We start from the raw sequence: 20,426 nt of genomic DNA, 5'->3' as shown, positions 1-20,426 counted from the left end.
GCGAAGACCTCGGTTGACTCAAGTGCTTGGTATCACGCCCTTGTCGCGAAGGTTGCGAATGGCACTGGGGGAGTAGCCAAGGCCCGCAAGTACTTCATCTGTGTGCTCCGAAAAGTGTGGCGGAGGGAGCGTGATCCTCGTAGGTGTGTCACCGAGGCCCAGCGGTGAGTTCAGCAGCTTGAGCGAGACGTGTCCGGGAGCGCTGACACTACGAACAAGTCCGCGGGCTGTGACCTGCGGATCGCCGAAGTGCTGCGCCACTGTATTGACCGGACCGCACGGTACCCGCGCCTCTCGAAGTGCGGTGAGCAAATCCGCCGACTGCCAACGCAGCAGTTGGGCCTGCAGGACTGGAATGAGCTGGTCTCGGTGGGAGATCCGTTGGCTTGCGGTGAGGAAGCGGGAATCACGTGCGAGCTCTGCGTCCCCGAGGGCCTCGCAGAGGCGGGTGAACTGAGCATCGTTGCCCACTGCGATTATCACGCTGTCATCGAGCGTGTCGAACCTTTGGTACGGAACCAAGGTTTGGTGTTCGTTCCCATACCGCGGGGGCACCTCGCCAGTATTCAGGTACGTTGTTGCCAGGTTGAGCAGTGAGAAGGACATCGAATCGAGGAGTGAAATGTCGCAGTGCTGGCCCCGTCCTGTCGTCGCTCGAGCGTGGAGCGCGGCGAGTACGCTGATGGTGGCATGGAGACCGGCTTGCAGGTCTGCAAACGCAATCGGCGTTTTGGTGCCCTCGGCGTCCGGCGCGCCGTTCATCGAGACAAACCCCGACATGGCCTGAGCGATGAAGTCGTAGCCGGGTTCGTTGCGGGCGGGGCCTGTCTGGCCGAAGCCAGTGATAGAACACAGGATGATGCCCGCGTTGATCGCCGAGAGCTGTTGATAGCCGAGCTCCAACCGGTCAAGGGTGCCAGTGGTGAAATTCTCGATGACGATGTCCGCTTGTTCCGCAAGTTCGAGGATCAGTGTTCGTCCCTCCGGCTCCTTGATGTCGACAGCGATGGCGCGCTTGCTGCGGTTTGCAGAAGCGAAGTACAGCCCGACGCCATCCACGTCTGGCGGGAGCCAGCCCCGCGTCTCATCACGGTTGTTCGGCCCTTCCACTTTGATGACGTCTGCGCCCAGGTCGCCAAGTAGGCTCGCACACAGCGGCCCAGCCACGACACGGCTGAGGTCCAGCACCTTGATTCCGGCAAGCGCCCCGCTCGTCACTTGCCCCGCGCCCGAGCTCATCGCTCAGCCCTCCCTCGTACTTGGGTGTGCTGCGAGGGCGCTGCCGCGGGCTGCTTTCAACATGTGAATGTGCTCGACAACTCGACCGTGCGTCTCAGTCAGCGACTCGAGTTCGACGTGAGCGTTTGTCAAGACCGACTCACCTGCTGCGGTGAGCAGGAAGCTCGGTGGCTCCTGCGGCCCCGTCGCCTGGAGCATGTGCGTTTCGATGTATCCAAGTGCGACCGCCAGTTTTCTGAAGCTCCCGAGGTCGTTGGCCTCTCGGTCGGCCAGCTCGAGCAGCAGAGTTGCAGCGAGCAGGTTGTACATCTTGTTCATGAACTCAATCGCCCCGAGCTCGCGCTCGGCGGCATCAACAAGGTCGAGCTCCCGAGCCGTACGTTCCGCTTCGTTGCTGCAGTCCATCAGGAATTGCGCGATAGGGCTGACCGTTTTGTCGGAGATAAGGTCTTTGAGTTTCTGCTGGATGTCCGCAAAGAACGGGGCTCCCGCATTGTCCCGAAGAATTGCGCGCTGGACATCGAGCGCGACAATGCTCGTGGTCCCCTCCCAAATGGAACCAAGTTGAGCGTCGCGCAATAGTTTTCCATCCACCCAATCGTCGATGTAGCCGTTGCCACCACGCGCTTCCATTCCTTCGGCAACAACCGTCCGAGCGCGCTTGCAGATGACTCCTTTGAGCATGGGGGTGAGGAGTCGTACATACCGGGAGAAAGGTTCCGGCGGAACACTGAGGGCACGCTCGGGGGGCGTCAGCGACCCGAGTGCCTGGTCTGCGTGGTCATAGATCTGCGCGGTGTGAAAGAGCATCGCAGTCGCCGCTTCCGTTTCGAGGAGCATGCGAAATAGCGTGGCGCGCATGAGTGGCTGCGCCACGAGGAGGGCTCCAAAGGCCGGCCGTCCTTGTGCTGAGGTCAGTGCTTCGACAAAGCTTCGACGCATGAGCGCAGTCGACCTCATCGCGTTTGAGAGTCTGGACGAGTTCACCATCGACATCATCTGCTTGAACCCGGTTCCCAGATCACCGACAAGATGGCCGACCGCACCGAAGAAATCGACCTCACCAGAAGCCATCGCCCGGGTACCGAGCTTTTCCTTAAGGCGACTGATTCTGAAGTTGTTCATGCTGCCGTCTGGCAGGATGCGTGGCATGAGAAACATCGCGAGGCCTGAGGTGCCTGGTGATGCTCCCTCGGGTCGTGCAAGGACCAAGGCAAGGTCTGCTGAAACGTTCGAACAGAACCACTTGTTGCCCCACAGCCGCCACTCGTCACCGACTTTGCGGGCTTCGACTGTGTTTGTTCCGACGTCTGATCCGCCCTGCTTCTCCGTCATGAACTGGGCCCCGGTGAAGCGGTCGGCAGACGTGCTTACCATTCGCTCCGCGTAGGCGTGATTCAGCTGCTCACTGCCAAAGCGTCGGAGCACACGAATGGCGGAGTCTGTCATGCTCATGGGGCAGGCGAGCGCGAACTCGGCCTGACCGAAGACATACCAGAATGCGTACTTCAGCAGGTGTGGAACCGGGCGGGCAAAGTCCAAGACCGGTTCATGAGACATCGACACGAGACCGAACTCCTCCACTGCGATGCGCTCAGATTCCGCGTAGGCCGGATGAAATTCAACCTCATTGATGAGGTTGCCTCGTTTGTCGAGCGAACGAAGCCGTGGAGGGTTGGCGTCAGCGCGACGAGAGAGATCATCGAGGGTGGTGCCCACGAGCCGCCCCAGGCGTGCAAGATGCGGTTTCGCTTGGGCGTAGAGCTGGGTGGGTAACGTGGATTCGAGTATTCGTTGTAGATCGAGGTCGTTCTCGAATGCGTTTGTTCCGTAAGTGTCTGGCATCGAGGCTTCGTACCGCTCTTCCGAGCGGGTATGGTGTGAGGCATTGTGGAGATCGGACATTGCGCATCCATTCCTGTTCGGGGGTGTATTCCCCTCCAGCATGTCGCGCACAACTCAACCTACCGATCCGAACTTCACATCGCTTGATGCAGGCTGCGCATACCGCGCTACTCGCAGGGGCCGGTTCGATTCCGGAGCCGAAGCGGTGGGGACCCTTGTACCCGGTCTTGGGTGCCGGGCTCTTGCAGGGAATCAACCGCCCCAAGCACTGACGCGAGGGCCGGGCTGTCGTTCGCTTTCAGCCAAGCTAAGCTCAACCACGTCGGCGCCACGTCATCATCAAGATCGAGAAACGTCACCCCCGACACGTTGGTGTTGTCGCGCACCGAGGTCAGCGTCAGTGCGACCCCAACTCCAGAAGCGACAAGCGCAAGTGCGGTCCAGGTGTCTGGTGCCGATTGCCGGATGCTGGCAGAAATGTCGTAGTGGGCGCAGAGCTCAGTAAACCTCTCAGTGACCACGGAGGGAGAACGCTCCTTGAGTTGAATGAACGGTTCCGTAGCGAAAGCACCGAAGGGAACGCTCGACTCTCCCGCCAAAGGATGAGTACTCGGGACCGCGATGACGAACCTTTCCTGGCTGAGGGGTCGAGCCGACACGCTTTCAGGGAGCGTTGTCCACCGACCGAGTGCTGCATCAGCTGTATGGCTCAGCAGCCGGTGCAACCCTTCACCGGCAAACCCGCCGCCAATGAGCTCGAGCTTGACGTTCGGAAAACGAGAGGAGACCGCTGAGGCAAGGTCGGCGACACGCCGATAGGACGATGGGCCGGTGAAGACGAGACGTACGGTCCCGTTGAGACCCTGGGCCGCCGCGACGACACTGTTCAGCGCTCGCTCGTACGACGCGTACAGCGCTCGCGCGGGCTCGAGAAAGGCGGATCCCGCTTCCGTGAGCTCCACTCGACGGTGCAGTCGGTCGAACAAACGTGTGCCGAGCTCATACTCGAGGCTGCGAATCGTTCTACTGAGCGTGGGCTGCGTGACGAACACGCGGTCCGCTGCCCGTCCGAAATGCAGTTCTTCAGTCAGTGCGAGGAAAGCCACGACGTGGTGTTGCTCCATTGCAAACTCCTCTGAACCGGGTGCTGTCGATACCTGAAAGACGATTATTGCTCGGAAGTTGATACGCCTGTCGTATAGCTGCATTCCATATTTGCATTACTTGGGGCGTTAGGCGAGCGCGAGCCCTGCCTGGCCTCGTCTCGTCTCGCTCGTGAGCGCGCCTGTTCCGAGCGGACGAAGGTGTTCGAGGCGGCAGGCATGAGTCATACGGCGGCTTCGAACGTTGCGCCCCTAACCCCTCGGCGCGAGCACCGCCCGACACGCAAGGTGGAGCGCGAGCCGCGTCTCCGGTGAGGTCAGATCCGCGCCAACGAGTTCCTGCGCACGTTGGACGCGTTGCGAGACGGTATTGCGATGCAGCCCGAGCGCCGCGGCAGTCGCTTGGATGCCCGACTCGTGATCGAAGTACGCGGCGAGGGTGTCGAGAAGCTCTGGCGCTTCGGTGAGGAGCGGAGCGAGCAGTGATTCGGCGGCAGGTAGAAACGTGTCGGTGCCTGTCCACGCGAGGAGGAGCTGTTCGAGCCCCAGGCTGTCCACGCGCACGAGATAGCCGGAGGAAGAGCGCGACGTCGCGATCTTTGCCGCATCGCCGGCTTCGTTGAGTGTGCGGGCGAGCCCGGTCTCGCCGCTCTGTAGCGATCCGATGCCGAGCGCCACATCGCGTGTCCGACGGAGTTGCTGGTGCACGCCGTTGAGCGCGCCCGCGAACCGCTCCACCTCGCTCGAGGCGGGCGGATCCGTGAAGGTAAGCCAGCCCAACACGCCACCTCCGCTGAGCGCCACCCGCGACTCGACCGAGACTGCGGTGAGTTCGTGCGACACCGCGCGCAGCAGCCCCACCGGGTCGACACGGGTGCGAGCTGTGAACTGGAACCCCAGGTGATAGCCCGCCGTCCGCCAGCCTCGTTCGGCCATACGCTTGTGGACATCGGGGTCGCGGACCCCCCGGAGCTCAATGAACGCGCGAAGCAGGTCAGCTGAGGAGGACGCGTCGTTCACGGTGTCGAGCTCGTCGATCAGGATCCGCGCCGCCACGGCAGGCATCATGATCTCCGCAACCGTTGAGAGCGCGCGCAGCTGCACGTCGCTGAGCCCGGCATCAAACACTGCGAGCCGCAACCCGCGTCTGGTCGAACTGTCGACGCGCACCGAGGTGGCGGCAGCGTCGCCGACACGCGCGACGCTGATCCAGGGCGTGAAGGAGAGCCCGGCATGCAGCTCAGGTGAGAGCACGCCACCGGCCTGCTGCACCGTTCTTCCGGAATCGATGAGAGCGATCCCATGCCCGATGGCTGCGCACAGGTGACCGAGCAGGTCGGCGAGGTCCGCCGCGGGGTATTCGAAGGCCTGCGCGACCTTGCGTACGTAGTCGATAGTAAGTGCGTCCCTGGCCTGCTGGAGCTGCCAGCCGGCTCGGGCGAGCGCTATCGGGCGGTCAACGTCGAGCAGGGTGAGCTCGAGCCTGTCCGCGAGCTTTCGTGCGCCAGGGCCAGCAAGTCTGGCGCCAGTCAGTGCGAGGGCTGCGAACCCGCGATCGCGGACCCGGCGCACGAGCGCGTCCTGCTGCCAGCTCGTGCTAGGAAACGCGGTGGTGGCGACGAGCAGCCCCTCGGCGGCTGACTCGGGCTCGTCGACAGTGAGGTTCTGCCAGGTGCCGGTCGCCGGGCCTGCGATGTGGGTGACGCCGCCGCTGTCGGGGTGGGCAAGCAGGCTCGCGAGGTCGAGCGTAGCCTGTGGGGTGCGCGGGGTGGTTACCATTCGGGATCCAATCCGGTCAGGCCGTACGACGACGGATAGAGTTTCGCCGCGCGCCGCGGGAAGTTGCGCCACCAGTCGTCGGCGGGGCGGGTCAGGATCGCCACGTGCCGGTGCAGCCGCAGGTCCGTCACCTCGATGAGTTCACGCGAGAGCACGTCGACCGCGACGATGTACTCGGGCGCGGCCGCGACAGTCTCGCCGTCGACGAGTACGGCGAGGTGTTCCGAGCGCGACACGAGCCGGATCACGGAGCCGTCTCTCCCGGCGACCTCGGCGGCATGCACATGAGGGTCGCGGGAATCCTGGGTGAGGCTCACGATTCTGCCTTCGCCAACGAGCGTGGCGCCGAGCCGGTCGGCGAGCGTCGAGACCGGGGCGGTGGCGGTCTCGAGGAGCGCCCGACCGAACTCGAGGGAGCGCGCGAGGTGCCCATGGAGCGAAGCCGTCTCGAGGTCGCGGGCGCTGAAGCCGGCAAACAGCACGGCGCCCGCGCCACCGGACTGGATCATCGCCGCCCGCATGAGGCCGTCAACGTCCTTCGCGCGTTCGGATGTGATGAGGGCGACGCCGCCGGCACCCGTGGAACACACGGCGAACAGCCCGGGAAGCCGCTCGATGTAGAGGCTCGTGCGGTCGAGAGTCGGGACGGCGCGCCCGCTGCAGTCGGCGTCGATGATGAGGCGGTCGCCGGCGAAGAGGAAGGGTGTCAGCGCGTTCATCCCGCCGGCCTCGAACGAGCAGGCCGCCTCAAGCCTCGCGCCGATCCACCGCTCGGCGACCGCGATGAGCTTGCCGAAGTCGTCGTGTGAGGGGAGTCGTTCGCTGAGTAGAAGCGTCGACCCGGCAAATGCGGGCGCGAAGCACTGAGTGTCCGGCGGCAGTTCGCCCGGGAGGACGGCCTCGATCGGCTCCGAGAATGCCGAGCGAACCATGAGCTCGGTGAGCTTGGGGGAGCCGCCGCCGCCAGTGCCGCAGAACGATGCCCCCGCCGAGAGCAGCGGGAGGTCGGCTGACGTGAGGGTGAGAGCCATGTATTCAAGCGTAGATGATGCCGCCGGGATGGGACCTCGGCGGGGTGTGGGTGCGCGCTGCGACGCGACGCGCACCCATGTTCCGTACGCCCAGACCGGTCCGCTACCGGACGGGAGCCGCGGCACCGTCCGCGGCACCGCCCGCTGCGCCAGCGATCGGAGCGCCGGAGAGCGTTTCGACGGGTACGAACGTCTCAGTGAGTCCGAAGGCGCTCGGCCCGAACGTGTCGAGCGCCTCGGGGGTGCGCATGAGGTCGGGCGTCGAGATGCCGAGCACGCGCACCCGCTGGCCGTAGCGCAGCCCCTCCGTCGTAATCGGCTCTGCCGTCTCGTGGTCGACGATGCAGATGAGATCGGGAACGATCGCGAGCAGTTCCTCCCCGCGGTACGCCGTGAGGTTCTCATTTTGAAAGGCGATCACCACGGGCTCACCCGAACCGTCCACCGCTTCGATGACCGCCCTGCCGCGCGCGAAGCCCTCGGTCGTCCGGCGCTCGACGTCGACGACCTTCCCCACGTGCAGCTCGCGCACGTGCGAGTACAGCGTCGCCGACAGCGCGTCAGCGAGCGCTGCGAAGGGGGAGCGGTGCTCCTCGCGCGCGATCCTGATCGCCCGCCCGAGCGCGAGTGCCATCGAGAGGGTACGCGGGATCGCGGTCCTACGCACATCCGCTCCGGTCATGGCGTATTCGGCGATGTGGCCGACGCCGCCGAGCCGGATCGTGATCGCCCGGGCGAACGATTCCATCTGGCGGTTGTCGATGCCGGTGTCGATAATGACGTGCTCGCCGCGCTCGCCCGCGAGAGCGAGCGGCGACCCCTGCACGCCGTAGACGGCGAACGTTTCCATGGAGAGCTCCGGGAATGCGCGCCCCATCCCGTCAGCGTCAACAACTGGGAGGCCGGACTCTGCCGCCACGATGAGCGGGATCATCGAGTTCACGCCGCCGCACTCAATCGGCATTGTGGCCTCCGCTGCCCGCCCGAGGTGCGTCTCCAGCGTGCGGAGCGCCGCGAGCGGTTCGGTGCCGGCGGGAATCTTCTCGACCATCACGGTCGGGGCGCCCATCTGAGCGGTCGGGATCACGAACATGTCGTCGGCGAGCTCGTCGGGATCGAGGATGGTGATCCCGCCGTCCCCGAGGACCTGTTGGACGAGCATCTGCCCGATGTAGGGGTCGCCCCCGCCGCCCGTGCCAAGCAGGGTGGCACCGCGCGCCAGGTCGGGAAGGTCGGCAGCGGTCAGTGTCCAGCTCACGCCGTCGCTCCAGCAGACTGGGACGCGTCGGGCGCCGCGTCGGCGATCGGGCTGCCCGGGCGCACCGAGCCGTCGAAGCGGTGCGGCTCGAGGTCGTAGCCGAAGTACCGCGGGCCGACCATCTCGATCGCCGCCGGTGAGTGCCAACGCTCGTCGGCGGGCGCAGCGATGACGCGCACGCGCTGGCCGTAGCGGAGGCCCTCCGTGGTGACGGGCTCGCCCGTCTCGTGGTCGAGCACCATGATGAGGTCGGGGGTTGTAGCGAGCACCTCGCCGTCGAGTTCCGCGATGAGGTGTTCGTTCTGGAAGAGGAGGGTGAGGGTGCGTCCATCCTCCTCGATCGTCGCGCGGCCGCGAGCAAAGCCCGCGGTGGTCGCGCGTTCGACATCGGTGACCTTGCCGCCGTAGAGCACGCGGCCCCCAAGGATATCGGTCGCCCGCTCGACGGCGTCGACCTTCTCCGCACGTGCGTCGACGATGCCCTTGCCAACGTTCACGCAGAGCGAGAGAGAGTCGGCGACGAGTGCCTTCTTCGCGGTCGCGCCCGACATGTGGAAGCCCGACAGCATGATGGAGCAGCCCATCTCGACGGCCGCGACGCGGATGATCCGTTCACCCCACGCGTTGTCGACGGTGCGGAGCACGCCGACGTTGCCCTTCTCGTCGGAGTACGCGAGCGGCGATGATGTGACGCCATACAGCGTCGGGAGTACCATCTGCAGCTCGGGGAAGGCGCGGCCCATGCCGTCAGCGTCCAGCACCGGCAGGCCCGTCGCGGCGGCCGCTGCGATCGGGATCGTCGAGTTCACGCCACCGACCTCGATGCACATGATGTGCGTGATCGGCCGGCCATAGTGCTCGCTGAGTTCTGTTACCGGTCGCATGACCTCGTCGAGACTCGGAAGCTTCTCAACCATGACGGTCGGCGCGCCGAGCATCGAGACGCAGGCGACGACCGCGTCGTCGGGAAGCTCGTCGAGCGTGACGACGGTGACGTCGCCGTGCCGCCGCAGGGCCTCCTTTGCGAGCAGGCCGCCAATGTACGGGTCGCCGCCCCCGCCGGTGCCGAGCACGGCGGATCCGCGCGCGAGGTCGTCGATGTCGTCGACTGAAATCTTCCAGCTCACGGTTAGCCCTCCATGCTCAGGTCGCCGACAGCCTTCACGCGGATGCGCGTGGCGTTGCCTGGCAGGTACGGAATAGGCACCTCATCGAAGTCGATGATGGCGACTGTGTCGGGCTTCGCGCCCGCCGCGACCGCCTTCTCGATGGCCTCGGCGCGCACCTCGGCGATAGTCTGTTCGCGCTCGCCCGGCGCGATCGAATACACCTTGTCGATCTCGCCGCCGACCTGCGCAATCGAGGCGCCGATCGCGTTCGCGACGGCGTAGTTCTCAGGCTTGGAGACCTCGCCGAAGATCGGGAGCACGTCGGGCAGCAGCACGGAACCGCCGCCGACAGCGACGACCGGGATCGGCTCGGGCGACGTGCGCATCCGATCGACGGCCTCCGCGACGCGCTCCGCAATCCTGTCGAGCACGCGCTGCACGAATGCGGGATCGAGGTGCGCGACCTTCGACGCGTCGCCAATGTTCGCGCGGCCCGCCGCGACCGCGATGTCTGTCGCCGTGAGCACGTCGCCGCCGAAGACCAGCGCATCGGTGGAGAGTCGGTAACCAACGGACTCCGGCCCGACCTCGGCGGTCTCCGTGTCGACGATGCTGCCGCCACCAATGCCGAGCGAGAGCACGTCAGGCATCCGGAAGTTCGTGCGCACGCCGGCCACCTTTACCTCATTCGCGGTCTCGCGCGGGAACCCGTTGATGAGCAGCCCAACGTCGGCTGTGGTGCCACCGACGTCGATGACCGCGCAGGTCTCAAGCCCGCTCGTGAGCGCAGCGCCACGCATCGAGTTTGTTGGGCCAGACGCGAAGGTCGCGACGGGGTAGCGGCGCACGTAGTCCTCGTCCATCAGTGTGCCGTCGTTCTGGCTCAAGAAGATCGGCGCTTCAATACCCTCGGCGCGGACCGCGGCGGTCAGGCCGTCGACGATCTCGGACGCGAGCTCGCGGAGCGCGGCGTTGATGACCGTTGCGTTCTCGCGTTCGAGTAGTCCGATGCGGCCGATCTCGTGCGACAGCGATACTGCGACGTCGTTTCCGAGCACCTCGGAAACGATGCGCGCGGCCTCTACCTCAAGGTCGTGGTTGACGGGGCTGAACACCGACGAGATCGCGACCGAGCGGATCCCGTGCTCCCGCATATCAGCGGCGTGCGCACGGAGTTCCTCGGGGTCGAGCGGGCTGATGGGGCGGCCGTCGAACTCGTAGCCGCCGTGTGCGAGGTAGCTGCGAGCCTCGATGGCGTCCTTGAGTTCCGCTGGCCAATCGACGAGCGGCGGCAGCGCCTGGGTCGCAGGCAGGCCGAGGCGGAGAGCCGCGGTGGGGGCGAGGCGCTTGGCCTGCACGAGGGCGTTGATGAAGTGCGTGGTGCCGATCATCACTGCCGTGATATCGGCCCCCGCGAAGCTGTGCTTGTCGCGGAGCCCCTGGATGGCCTGGATGATGCCCGCCGTCACGTCAGGGGTGGTGGAGTGCTTGATGCCGACGAGCGTCTCGCTGCCGTTCATGAGCACTGCGTCGGTGTTGGTGCCGCCGACGTCGATCCCGATATGCATGATTCTCGCTTTCGCTGGGTGTGGGAAGAGAAGGGGCGGCCGGGGGAGGCCGCAAGTGTGGGCTAGGCGGTGCCGGCTGTGCTCGCTGTGCCAGCAGCAGCCTCAGGCTCGCGGGTCTGCACGGTGCCGACCGGGCGCACCCACCCGAGCTTTCCGGCGATGATGTAGAGCACCATCGAGATGAGCAGGGAGAACACCGCGGGGATACCCCAGGTGATGAAGTAGCCCGCGACCGAGGAGACGAGCCAAATGATGATCGTCGCGGGGACGAGCCGCGGTGCCGTGGCCGGGAGGCGGCCCTCGGCGCGGGAGGCCTCGAGCTCGGGGCGCCAGATCTTCACGATGAAGTACTCGGCGACCATGATGCCGGCGATCGGCGGGAACGCGACGGAGAGCAGGGTGAGGAACCCGGTGAGCTGGCCGAGAATGCCAGCGGCGGCCAGGACCGAACCGACGACGCCGAGCACGACCGTCGTAGTGACTCGGTTGAGGTTCTTGCCGAACGCCGTCGAGATGAAGTTCACGAGGCCGAGCGTCGACGAGTAGAGGTTCCAGTCGTTGATCTTCAGCGTCCCGGTGATGACGATGAGCAGTCCAACGAAACCGACCGAGGAGGTGATGATGGCGACGATATCGCCGCTCGCGGTGGCGTGTGCGAGCAGCACGCCCGAGAGCCCGATGACGAACTCGCCGAGGGTCACGCCGACGACTGTCTGCTTCACGACGTCCGGCCCGGTGCGGTTGAACCGCGTCATGTCTGCAGAGATGATCGCGCCGACGATGAGTCCGCCGGCGACGATGCCAGTGCCGGCCCACACGCTCATCGCTGGCCCGGGCGGCGGCCCGGTCATGAGCTCGCCGATGTCGTGCCGGGAGAGCTCGCTGATGACTGACCAGCCGACAAGGATGAGAAACAACGGAACCGTGACATTCGCGAGCAGCTGCATTCCCTTGAAGCCAAACGCGACGATCGCCGTGACAGCGAGCCCGAAGAGGAGGCTCCAGACCCACACAGGGAAGATGCCGGGCATGAGGTTGTCGAGCGACTGGGCGGAGATGGCGGACTGAATGCCGAACCAGCCGATGAGGCTGATGCCGATCGCGAGCCCGACGAGGGAGGCTCCGACCTCGCCGAAGCCTGTCCACTTCGCGAGCAGCGAGGTGTTCAGGCCCTCGCGCTGGCCGATGAGCCCGACGAAGACGATGACGACCTCGAGGATCAGCGAACCCAGTAGAAACGCGAGCACGGCGTCGCCGAACGTCATCGCGTAGCCGAGGGTCGCGCCGAGCAGGAATTGGGAGAGTGCAGACACTTGACCGAATCGCTGCACTGCGATCCCGAACCAGTGCTTGCGTGAGGACTGGGGCACTCTCGTGAGCGCGAAATCGTCGCCGTGCGTGCTGCTTGCCATGAGCATCCTTGCCTAGGAATGGAAGAGGGTCATCGCCAGGCTATGCTCGAGTGGACACCCCGTCACTGTGCCGAGTGCACTTTGTTGACTCCATTATGTGCGGTGTGCACAGGCAGTGCCGTCGTCAGCTCGTGTGAACTCGGGCTCCCACGAGGAATCCCTGAGATCGCAGGATGAGGGTGAGCACCTGACGATCCTCCGCGTGCATCACACCATCGACGAACCTGCCGAGCGCGTGGTCGAGGGTGACCTGCCCGGCGCTCCCGGCAACCTTCTGCACGATTGCGACGAGCGTGCGTGGCGCGAGCACGGACTCTTCGAGGCCAGGCCGCCCATCGATCTCGCGCTCCGTCGACACGAATCGACCGAAGCCTTCCCCGTGCGCACCAGCAAACACCTGCTGGCTGATGAACGCGGCGCGCGCGACCCGCTCGAGATCGTCGGTTGGCAGCGGGACGTTCCCCGTCTCGTCGGCGATGGCGGCGGCCGCGAGGAGCGCATTCTCGCGCGGGGCGTCCGTGTACTCGAGGCCAGCGTCGGGGTAGTGCACCCGGTAACTGTTCGCGCCGAACCTGTTGACAAGCTCGGCGCTCATGCGATCGATGCCGCGGTACCGGTGAGGCGTCTGCTCATTGGCGGTCGCGAGGATGGCGAATCCATGGGCGATCTCAACAGCCTCGCCGTTGTTCTCCTGCACGGCAAACGACTGTCCCGGTCGCAGCTGCAGGATGCGGTTGAGTCGCTTGAGAAACTCGGCGGGCATCGCGTTCACCTCGTCGAGGATAACTGGCCGCCCCTCGGTCATTGCGCGAAGCAGGGGGCCTGGCACGAAGACACTCACGGTTGCTCCGCCGTCTGAGCGCAGCTCGTGGCTGCCGATGAGCTGCGAGCTTGTGATGTCGCCGTACCCGGAGACGAGCTCCGGCTCGCTCCCGAGCTCGATGCGCGAGAGGTACTCGGCGAGCGCGGTCTTTGCGCCGCCAGTCTCTCCGAGCAGCAGCAGCGGCTCTCCGCGGGTGAGGGCCGGCGTCGCCTCGGCGATAATCGCGCGCATCTGACCGGTGAGTAGCAGCCCGCGACGCAACTGTGCCCGGGCTTCGCGGATGCGGATTGCGGCGAGCGCCGCGAGCGCCCCGTCGCGAGCCTCTTCCGTCGTCAGACGATCCTGCAGCGCGACTTCGCGGTCCGCCTCAATTCTGTCTGCGCGTCCGTGAAGCGTCGCGACGAGCAGCGCCTCGGCCTGGATCAGCGACCGCCCCTCGCGCGCGGCATCCGTCGCGACCGCGGCGGCCTGCTGTCGCAGCTCGCGCGCCGACAAGGTCGCGCGCCAGGCGGTCACCGCGGCGCGCAGCGTCGCCGCCCGTTCAGTCAGGGCGCGGTCGATGATCTCCCTGCTCTCGGGGTCGTCGTAGAGTGCCTGGAGACGCCCCTCCAGCGCCTGCTGCGCGTCGGCGGCGAGCGCGGCGCGTGGCGACGTTCCCCCGGCGGCGACGCGGCGGGTGCGCGCAAGCTCCCGGCTGACGTCTGCGGCCTCGGCGAGCACTGGATTTGCGTCGTACGAGAGCATGCTGCCACGCTACCATCAGGCGGTGAGCCGAGTTCTCCTTGAGGTGTTCTCGGTAGTGTGGTGCGCATGGAGCATGTGCGGGGCGAGGCTGTGACGCGCGGCGCGCTCGCGGCTGCCTCAGCCGTCCTCGGCATCCCTGTCGTCGTGCACGACGGCGATGCCTGGAGCGTGCGGGATGGAGTCGCGCACGTCGGGCTGGGCTGGGCCACCGTGTCGGGCGACCCCGACGACGTGGTCGCTCGCGCGCTGCTGCTGCTCTGGGAATCAGTGCGCGAAGTGCGGGTCGCGCCGTCGCGCCGCAGCCGGCGGCTCGCGCTCGGCGGCGCGCGGCCCGAGCTTGAACCGCTGCTCGCGGCGCTCGATCGGCTCCTCGCGGCGGCGGAGCTGCTCGCCGCGCTCCCGAACCTGCGAATGCCCGTGGTGCGGGCGATTGTCGCCGCGGGCTGGGCGAATCCAGCCGAGCTGCCGCGGCATCTCCAATGGGTGTCGCTCGTCCTGGACACCGCCGCCGCGCGCTGGGCGAGCGGGGGAGCCGGGACCGCGCCCTACCACGACTCTCTCGCCCCCGAGGTGCAGCGGGAGCTTGCGGCCCTCGACGGGGCGGCGGGCATGACCTCGGGCGCGCTGCTTCTCGCGCTCTCGCCGGACCCCCGACGCTCGCCGATCGAACGGTTCGAGCGCGCGTACGGCCTGTTCGCTCCGGCGTATCTTCGGCTGCTCGCCCTAGACATTGTCGGGCGCGCGCCGCAGGACGGTCGGGCTGGCGGCGAGTCCGCGGATCAGGATCCCGGCGCCGACGCGTTCGACAGTTCCCTAGCTGCTGCTGCTGAACAGACCGACGACGGTGCAGGAGACGACGCTGCAGGTGACGAGACCGACGGCGACGACGGTGCCGGTGGCGAGACCGATGGCGACGAGGCGCCCGGCGGCACCGCGACGAGCGATGACGACACCGAGCAGGCGCGCGCCGGCGACCGCAAGGACGGCGCCGAGGGTGCCGATCTGTTCGCCGCGGAGCAGGCGGGCTTTGTAGAGACAGTGCTATCGACGCCGCTCCCGGCATCGGGATCCTGGGTCGAAGGAATGGAGCTCCCCGAACTCGCACGCCCAGACGACGCCGACCGCGACACCAGCCACGATGCCGACTACGACCGGCCCGACCGCGCGACAGAACTCGGCACCCCGGGCGGTGGCGGCGGTGCGGCGGCGCTGTCGAGCTATCGGGACAGGGTGACGCAGCACGCCCGCAGCATTGAGCGCGTGCGCGACGTGTGGCGGCAGATTGTCTCCGAGCGGGTGCACCTCGAGCGCGCGTTCTCCCGCACGCCCGAGCCCGAGGGCGACCTACTCGATCGCGAATCGCTCGTACGGGCCGTCGCCGATGCGGCAGCCGGAGTTGAGCGGCCGCGCGCGTTTCTCCGACGCGAGCGACGCCCAAGGCGCAGCCGGCGGGAGGGCAGCACCGACTACGTGCTGCTGATCGACCGTTCGGCGTCAATGCAGGGCCCCGCTGCCTCGGCAGCCGCGACCGCGGCGCTCATCATGCTTGAAGCGCTCGCGGGTGTCGAACGCGACATCGCTGCCGAGGAAGGCGCGCTCGGCATCGATCTCGAGCTGAGCCTGCGCACGGCGCTCATCGTGTTCGACTCCACGCCTCTCACGGTGAAGCCGCTTGCAGGCGCGCTCGACGACGCCGCACGCGTCGCGCTGGACTCGGCCATCCACGCTCCGCAGGGCTCCACGAACGACGCCGCGGCGCTCAGGGCGGCAGCCACAGAGTTCGGGCTTGGGGGCTGGCTCGGTAGCAGGCAGAGCAGCGGGCCGAGCGGCAGGCCCGGTAGCGACGCGGTCTCGCGCCGACGCATCGCGATCCTCGTCAGCGATGGCGGCACGAACGACGCGACGGCGGCAGCCCGCGAGCTCGCGCGACTCAGAGCGCTCGGGGTGACGGTGTTCGGGATCGGGATCAACACCGACGATCTCGCCGCACGCTTCGCGCCTGACGGAATGCGGCTCGACGCGGCGGAGGAGCTCCCTGTCGTGCTCGAGCGCCTGGTCACTGAGGCTGGACTCGGGCGCTAGCCTGCGAGTCCGCGCGACCGATCGAACCCCGATAGGCTCGGAGCGGAGGGAACACTATGCCAGGAAATGTGGGCGCGCAGGGGTCGGAGAACGAGGCACGCCTCGCGAGGCTGCTGTTTCCGGACCTCGCCGACGAGCTCGACCGAGCACACGCCGAGGGCCGCCGGGCTGCCGGCGGAACCGCGCCAGCGAGCGGCGCCGAGGCGATGCTCGATGTCGCCGCGCTGGCAGCCAGGCAGGGGGACCTCGGTCAGGCGGCATTCTCAAGCATTGACGGCCTCGAAGCAGTGCGCTTCACCCGCGGCTTTGAGCTCGCTCGTGAGGTAGCTGGCTGGCGCGACCTGCGCGTCCCCGAGCCCGAAGAGTTCTGGGCCGCCGGCGCCGATCACGCCGCGCTCGCCCGCGCGCTCATGGCCGATGCCTCGCTCGCCGTCGTGCCGACCATCTACGGGCTTGGGAGCGACGGCTGGGTCGCCCTCTTCCGCGCTGCAGCACGCCAACCGAGCAGTCCGCTGTCGCTCGCCGCGCCGCTCATCCTCGCCCCCGAGGTGACCGCCGAATTCGAGCTACTTGACGCCGTTCCGCGGGGCGTAGCCGCGGTGCAGGCTCGTGCGGGACAGGCTGGCGCGGTGCAGGCTGGTGCGGTGCAGGGCGGCGAAGTGTCCTGGACGCTGAGGCTGGTGCCCGCAACGCCGAAGCCGCCACTCGTCGGGCTCAGTCACTCGCACGGGCCGCATCCTGCGCTCCCCGAGATCCTGATGCTGCAGCTCATGCACGTCGCCGCTCGCGAGCCGCTGCTCGACGGGAGCAGCTTCACGTGGGTACACGGAACGCTCAGCGGCGGCAGGTTCGCCGCCCGTGAACTGTTCGACACGAGCGAGCGCAGCGTCAGGGTGAACACCCGCGAGGTCGGAAACCAAGGCCCCCACCTCGGCGCCCGCCCGCCGATCGGGTAGGCGAGGGGGCCGATTGGTTCCCGCCTCAGCTCAGGTTGCGCCGTGCCTACGCTTCCGGGGCCGCCCTGAACGCATCAACGACACGCTGGCCCGAGATGTTGCCCGCAAGGCCGGAGCGGTCGGGCGTTGCGATCGCCCACACAAACACGGTGAGCGTGAATAGCCCCGGCGCCCACCCGAAACCGGCGTCGGTCAGGGCCGGTGCATTCAGCAGCTGGTAGCCGCCGATGCCGCCGATGAAGCGGAGCGGCCGGGCGAGCGCCGCGGGGACGGCGCCAGGTTTGTACCTCACGTTGACAATGAAGTCGCCAATCGTGCGGCCCGTCAGTAGGACGAGCGCGAGCTGGATCGCGAGCGCCGCTACCCAGCCAAACGCAGGCGACGGGTTTTCGGCCACGACCGCCGGGTCCTGGCCGAGCACGCTGATCTGCACGAGGTTTCGCGAGATCTCAGCGACGACGCTGATGAACCCGACGGAGACCAGGTCGCCAAGCATCCCGAGGAAGCGGCGCCCGAACGTGACCGGGCGCGGTCCGAGCTCACCACGCGGGGTCACCGGCCGCAGCCTGAGCATGGCTGCGAGAAGAGCGCCGAGGAGCCCGCCCGTAGTGTTCACGATAATGTCATCGACGTCGAAGAGGCGGTAGGCGCAGTCATAGATGCCCCAGAGGCCGGTGAGCTGAGAGGTCTCGATGAAGAGCGAGATCCCGAGACCGATGAGCGCCGTCGCGAGCACACCGCGCCCCCAAAGGAGGCGGGTGAAGAACCCGAGCGGCATGAATAGCAGGACGTTGAAGGCGATCTGCAGCACCGCGGGGTTCGTGACGAGCGCACGCGCCGACGATGTGTCGTAGTCGGCAATGTCGGCGACGGAGTCTCCCGGGGTAAACCTTGGAGCGACGCATTCGTAGCTGCCAGGTTCAGGCAGCGGCAGCATGGTGTACGTCAGCAGAGCGCACGCGTAGACAGTAAACGCACCCCAGATGAAGATTCGGCCGGGGGAGAGCCGGCCGAACCTGCGGTAGTTCGCGGCGATCAACGGCACGATGATGACGATGAGAAACAGGCTGCCAAAGAGAATGGCGATGAGTCCAGGCCAGATCCGTGCTTCCATACCGCTACGCTAGCGCCTCGCGTCGGCTCCCTCGACCGTGGCTATTACTTTGACCGCCGCTAATGCCTGGACCGCCGCCGTCACTTCGACAGCCGCTATTGCCTCGACGAGTGGGAACCTTCACCCCACGTACTCGGGGCGTCGACTCGCGTCGACGGCAGCTTGGTCGTCTCGCCCCAGGTGAGATACTCAGCAGGGACGTGCAGCGCGTCAGGCTCAGCGCCCGACCTCGCAAGAATTTCGTCGATTGGCACGACGCCGCCCGCGCGGCGAAGGATCCGGGCACGTACGATCGCCCGAGCATACACCTCGGGTTCGCCTGCGATCGCGCTCCCGCTCGGCGCGGGGCGCACAAAACGCTGCTCCATGTAGACAGCCTGCTCGTCGACACCCAGAATGCGTGACTCGATGGTGAACTTCATCCAAGGGTTCAGCGACTTGCGGTACGAAATTGTCTGGCCAACGACGACCGGATACCAGGCCTCGCGAGCGAAGAGGTCGAGCACGCCGTTTCGCTGCATGAGGTCGAAGCGGCCAACGTCCATGAGTGAGAGGTACTTGCCGTTATTCATGTGCCGCAGGATGTCGAGGTCTGTCGGCCACACTCGAAAGTCGGAACGCGAGACAGCGCTGAAATCGAGGCGCGGCCCTCGCGGGCCCACGAACCACCTGTGCCAGAGCGTACGAGGAAGCATATGCATGCCCCGATACTAGAAGATAGCTAAGTCCCCGCGCGCAGTATTGGCGGGTGTGCACAAAACTGCTACGCGCCAACCGCGCAGAACTCGTTGCCTTCAGGATCGCGCATGATCCACCAGACGCCCGCGGGGCCCTGGTCTATGCGCTCGACGCGCGTGGCGCCCAGCAGCTCGAGCCTGTGCGCGAGTTCCTCGAGCGTGCGTTCTGTGTCATGGACGTCAATGTGAAGGCGATTCTTTCCTGACTTCTGTTCGGGGACAGCCTGGAAGAGGATGCGCCGGCCGTGACCGGCGCCAGTTACAGGATCAAATGGGTCGTCGGGGTGGCGAACGGCAGCGAGGCCCGCGAATCTCGGTGTCCCGGCATGCACGATGGTCTCCGACTCGGGAAGGTCACCGTTCCGCACGAGTTCGGAGACGAGCGCGCCAGGATCCTCGACAACGTACTCGAGCGCGGCCGCCCAAAAATCAGCGAGCGGATGTGGCTCGACAGAATCAATGATGAGTTTCCAGTGCAGTGCCATGGCGTCATGGTACGTCGCGACGGCCGAAACCTGTAGCCCCCAAGGCGTGCCGAGCCCCCGCGGTGTAAGATGGATCGGCGCGCACGGCGCACGAACTTTCACTCAGGCTTTGGAGAACACCGCATGGCAACCTCGAACGACATTAAGAACGGCACCGTTATCAAGGAGGCGGGCCAGCTCTGGAGCGTCCTCGAGTTCCAGCACGTCAAGCCAGGTAAGGGCGGCGCGTTCGTCCGCACCAAGCAGAAGAACGTCGTCTCGGGCAAGATCATCGACAAGACTTACAACGCTGGAACGAAGATCGAGACGGCAACCGTCGATCGCCGCGACTTCCAGTACCTCTACCAGGACGGTGCTGACTTCGTCTTCATGGACATGTCTGACTACGATCAGATCACGGTTCCCGCGGTCGTCGTCGGAGACGCTCACAAGTTCATGCTTGAGAACCAGCAGGTCCAGATCGGCCTCCATGAGGGTGAGCCGCTCTACCTTGAGCTTCCCGCCTCGGTCGTGCTTGAAGTGACCTACACCGAACCCGGCCTTCAGGGCGACCGCTCGACAGGCGGCACGAAGCCCGCGACTGTTGAGACCGGCGCTGAGATCCAGGTGCCGCTCTTCCTTGAGGCCGGCACCAAGGTGAAGATCGACACCCGCTCGGGTGACTACCTCGGCCGCGTCAACGACTAGGCGTGTCAGCACGGACGAAGGCGCGCAAGCGCGCCCTTGACATGCTCTTCCAGGCCGATGTGATGAACACGCCGGTCATGGAAGTTGTCGCAGATGAAGCGAAGCGCGCGGTCGGCGAGCCCGACCGCGTCGCCTCGTGGCTCTACGCCCGCGAGATCGTCGACGGCGTGAACGATCACCGCGAGGAGATCGACGAACTCATCGCGAGCTACGCCCAGGGCTGGACGATCGAGCGGATGCCGAACGTCGACCGCGCACTGCTGCGAATCGCTTCATGGGAGATGCTGCACAACCCCGAGGTTCCTGCCGCGGTCGCGATCAACGAGGCGGTCGCCCTCGCAAAGGAGTACTCGACAGACGATTCGAGTCGCTTCGTGAACGGTGTGCTCGGCAAGATTGCGGAGCACGCGGGCGCGTAGCCTGAATCAGCGTCTGTGGGTGAATGCGGTGCGAA

At 66.3% G+C, this 20,426-nt stretch carries 17 protein-coding genes; 4 read left to right on the top strand and 13 right to left on the bottom strand.

Annotated elements, in window-relative coordinates; all coding sequences use genetic code 11:
• Nucleotides 1-18: 18 nt before the first annotated feature.
• From KI794_RS08450 to KI794_RS08405, 10 genes are all read right to left on the bottom strand, one after another.
• Complete coding sequence (locus KI794_RS08450) at nucleotides 19-1,239, bottom strand: CaiB/BaiF CoA transferase family protein (protein ID WP_255807751.1); 1,221 nt, start codon at nucleotides 1,237-1,239, stop codon at nucleotides 19-21.
• A gap of 3 nt (nucleotides 1,240-1,242) precedes the next feature.
• A complete protein-coding gene (locus tag KI794_RS08445; RefSeq protein ID WP_255807750.1) occupies nucleotides 1,243-3,084 on the bottom strand; it encodes an acyl-CoA dehydrogenase family protein in 1,842 nt (613 codons plus the stop codon).
• A 167-nt stretch (nucleotides 3,085-3,251) separates the two neighbouring features.
• On the bottom strand, nucleotides 3,252-4,208 hold the full coding sequence (locus tag KI794_RS08440) for a LysR family transcriptional regulator (RefSeq protein WP_255807749.1): 957 nt from the start codon (nucleotides 4,206-4,208) through the stop codon (nucleotides 3,252-3,254).
• 231 nt (nucleotides 4,209-4,439) lie between these two features.
• The gene (locus tag KI794_RS08435) at nucleotides 4,440-5,966 is read right to left on the bottom strand and encodes a PucR family transcriptional regulator (protein ID WP_255807748.1); all 1,527 of its coding nucleotides are present in this window, start codon (nucleotides 5,964-5,966) and stop codon (nucleotides 4,440-4,442) included.
• Complete coding sequence (locus KI794_RS08430) at nucleotides 5,960-6,997, bottom strand: DUF917 domain-containing protein (RefSeq protein WP_255807747.1); 1,038 nt, start codon at nucleotides 6,995-6,997, stop codon at nucleotides 5,960-5,962. The genes KI794_RS08435 and KI794_RS08430 overlap by 7 nt, the downstream gene beginning before the upstream one ends.
• Before the next feature lie 103 nt (nucleotides 6,998-7,100).
• Nucleotides 7,101-8,255 (bottom strand): DUF917 domain-containing protein, encoded by a 1,155-nt coding sequence (locus KI794_RS08425; RefSeq protein WP_255807746.1) that lies wholly within the window; start codon nucleotides 8,253-8,255, stop codon nucleotides 7,101-7,103.
• The gene (locus KI794_RS08420; RefSeq protein WP_255807745.1) at nucleotides 8,252-9,382 is read right to left on the bottom strand and encodes a DUF917 domain-containing protein; all 1,131 of its coding nucleotides are present in this window, start codon (nucleotides 9,380-9,382) and stop codon (nucleotides 8,252-8,254) included. The genes KI794_RS08425 and KI794_RS08420 overlap by 4 nt, the downstream gene beginning before the upstream one ends.
• Before the next feature lie 2 nt (nucleotides 9,383-9,384).
• Entirely contained in the window at nucleotides 9,385-10,932 is a 1,548-nt protein-coding gene (locus tag KI794_RS08415; RefSeq protein ID WP_255807744.1) for a hydantoinase/oxoprolinase family protein, read from the bottom strand.
• A 62-nt stretch (nucleotides 10,933-10,994) separates the two neighbouring features.
• On the bottom strand, nucleotides 10,995-12,344 hold the full coding sequence (locus KI794_RS08410; protein WP_255807743.1) for a purine-cytosine permease family protein: 1,350 nt from the start codon (nucleotides 12,342-12,344) through the stop codon (nucleotides 10,995-10,997).
• 124 nt (nucleotides 12,345-12,468) lie between these two features.
• Nucleotides 12,469-13,911: an AAA family ATPase gene (locus tag KI794_RS08405; RefSeq protein WP_255807742.1), complete on the bottom strand. Its 1,443-nt coding sequence runs from the start codon at nucleotides 13,909-13,911 to the stop codon at nucleotides 12,469-12,471.
• A 66-nt stretch (nucleotides 13,912-13,977) separates the two neighbouring features.
• On the opposite strand from KI794_RS08405, the gene KI794_RS08400 reads away from it, so the two are divergent.
• Nucleotides 13,978-15,993, top strand: coding sequence for a vWA domain-containing protein (locus tag KI794_RS08400; RefSeq protein WP_255807741.1), 2,016 nt, complete (start codon nucleotides 13,978-13,980; stop codon nucleotides 15,991-15,993).
• Nucleotides 15,994-16,049: 56 nt separating this feature from the next.
• On the top strand, nucleotides 16,050-16,949 hold the full coding sequence (locus KI794_RS08395) for a hypothetical protein (RefSeq protein ID WP_119283881.1): 900 nt from the start codon (nucleotides 16,050-16,052) through the stop codon (nucleotides 16,947-16,949).
• Between the two features lie 46 nt (nucleotides 16,950-16,995).
• Here KI794_RS08395 and KI794_RS08390 read toward each other — a convergent pair whose 3' ends face one another.
• From KI794_RS08390 to KI794_RS08380, 3 genes are all read right to left on the bottom strand, one after another.
• The gene (locus KI794_RS08390) at nucleotides 16,996-18,063 is read right to left on the bottom strand and encodes a VanZ family protein (RefSeq protein ID WP_255807740.1); all 1,068 of its coding nucleotides are present in this window, start codon (nucleotides 18,061-18,063) and stop codon (nucleotides 16,996-16,998) included.
• A gap of 95 nt (nucleotides 18,064-18,158) precedes the next feature.
• Nucleotides 18,159-18,764, bottom strand: a complete 606-nt coding sequence (locus KI794_RS08385) for an acyl-CoA thioesterase (protein WP_255807739.1) — start codon at nucleotides 18,762-18,764, stop codon at nucleotides 18,159-18,161.
• Nucleotides 18,765-18,826: 62 nt separating this feature from the next.
• The gene (locus KI794_RS08380) at nucleotides 18,827-19,285 is read right to left on the bottom strand and encodes a VOC family protein (RefSeq protein WP_119283878.1); all 459 of its coding nucleotides are present in this window, start codon (nucleotides 19,283-19,285) and stop codon (nucleotides 18,827-18,829) included.
• A gap of 123 nt (nucleotides 19,286-19,408) precedes the next feature.
• On the opposite strand from KI794_RS08380, the gene efp reads away from it, so the two are divergent.
• Nucleotides 19,409-19,972, top strand: coding sequence for an elongation factor P (efp, locus tag KI794_RS08375; RefSeq protein WP_119283877.1), 564 nt, complete (start codon nucleotides 19,409-19,411; stop codon nucleotides 19,970-19,972).
• A 2-nt stretch (nucleotides 19,973-19,974) separates the two neighbouring features.
• Complete coding sequence (gene nusB / locus KI794_RS08370) at nucleotides 19,975-20,391, top strand: transcription antitermination factor NusB (RefSeq protein ID WP_119283876.1); 417 nt, start codon at nucleotides 19,975-19,977, stop codon at nucleotides 20,389-20,391.
• The last annotated feature ends 35 nt before the right edge of the window (nucleotides 20,392-20,426 follow it).

It is taken from the genome of Leucobacter aridicollis (assembly GCF_024399335.1).
GTDB lineage: Bacteria > Actinomycetota > Actinomycetes > Actinomycetales > Microbacteriaceae > Leucobacter > Leucobacter aridicollis_A.
The sequence above is the reverse complement of the archived record's forward strand: the minus strand, read 5'-3'. Positions and strand labels throughout refer to the sequence as shown.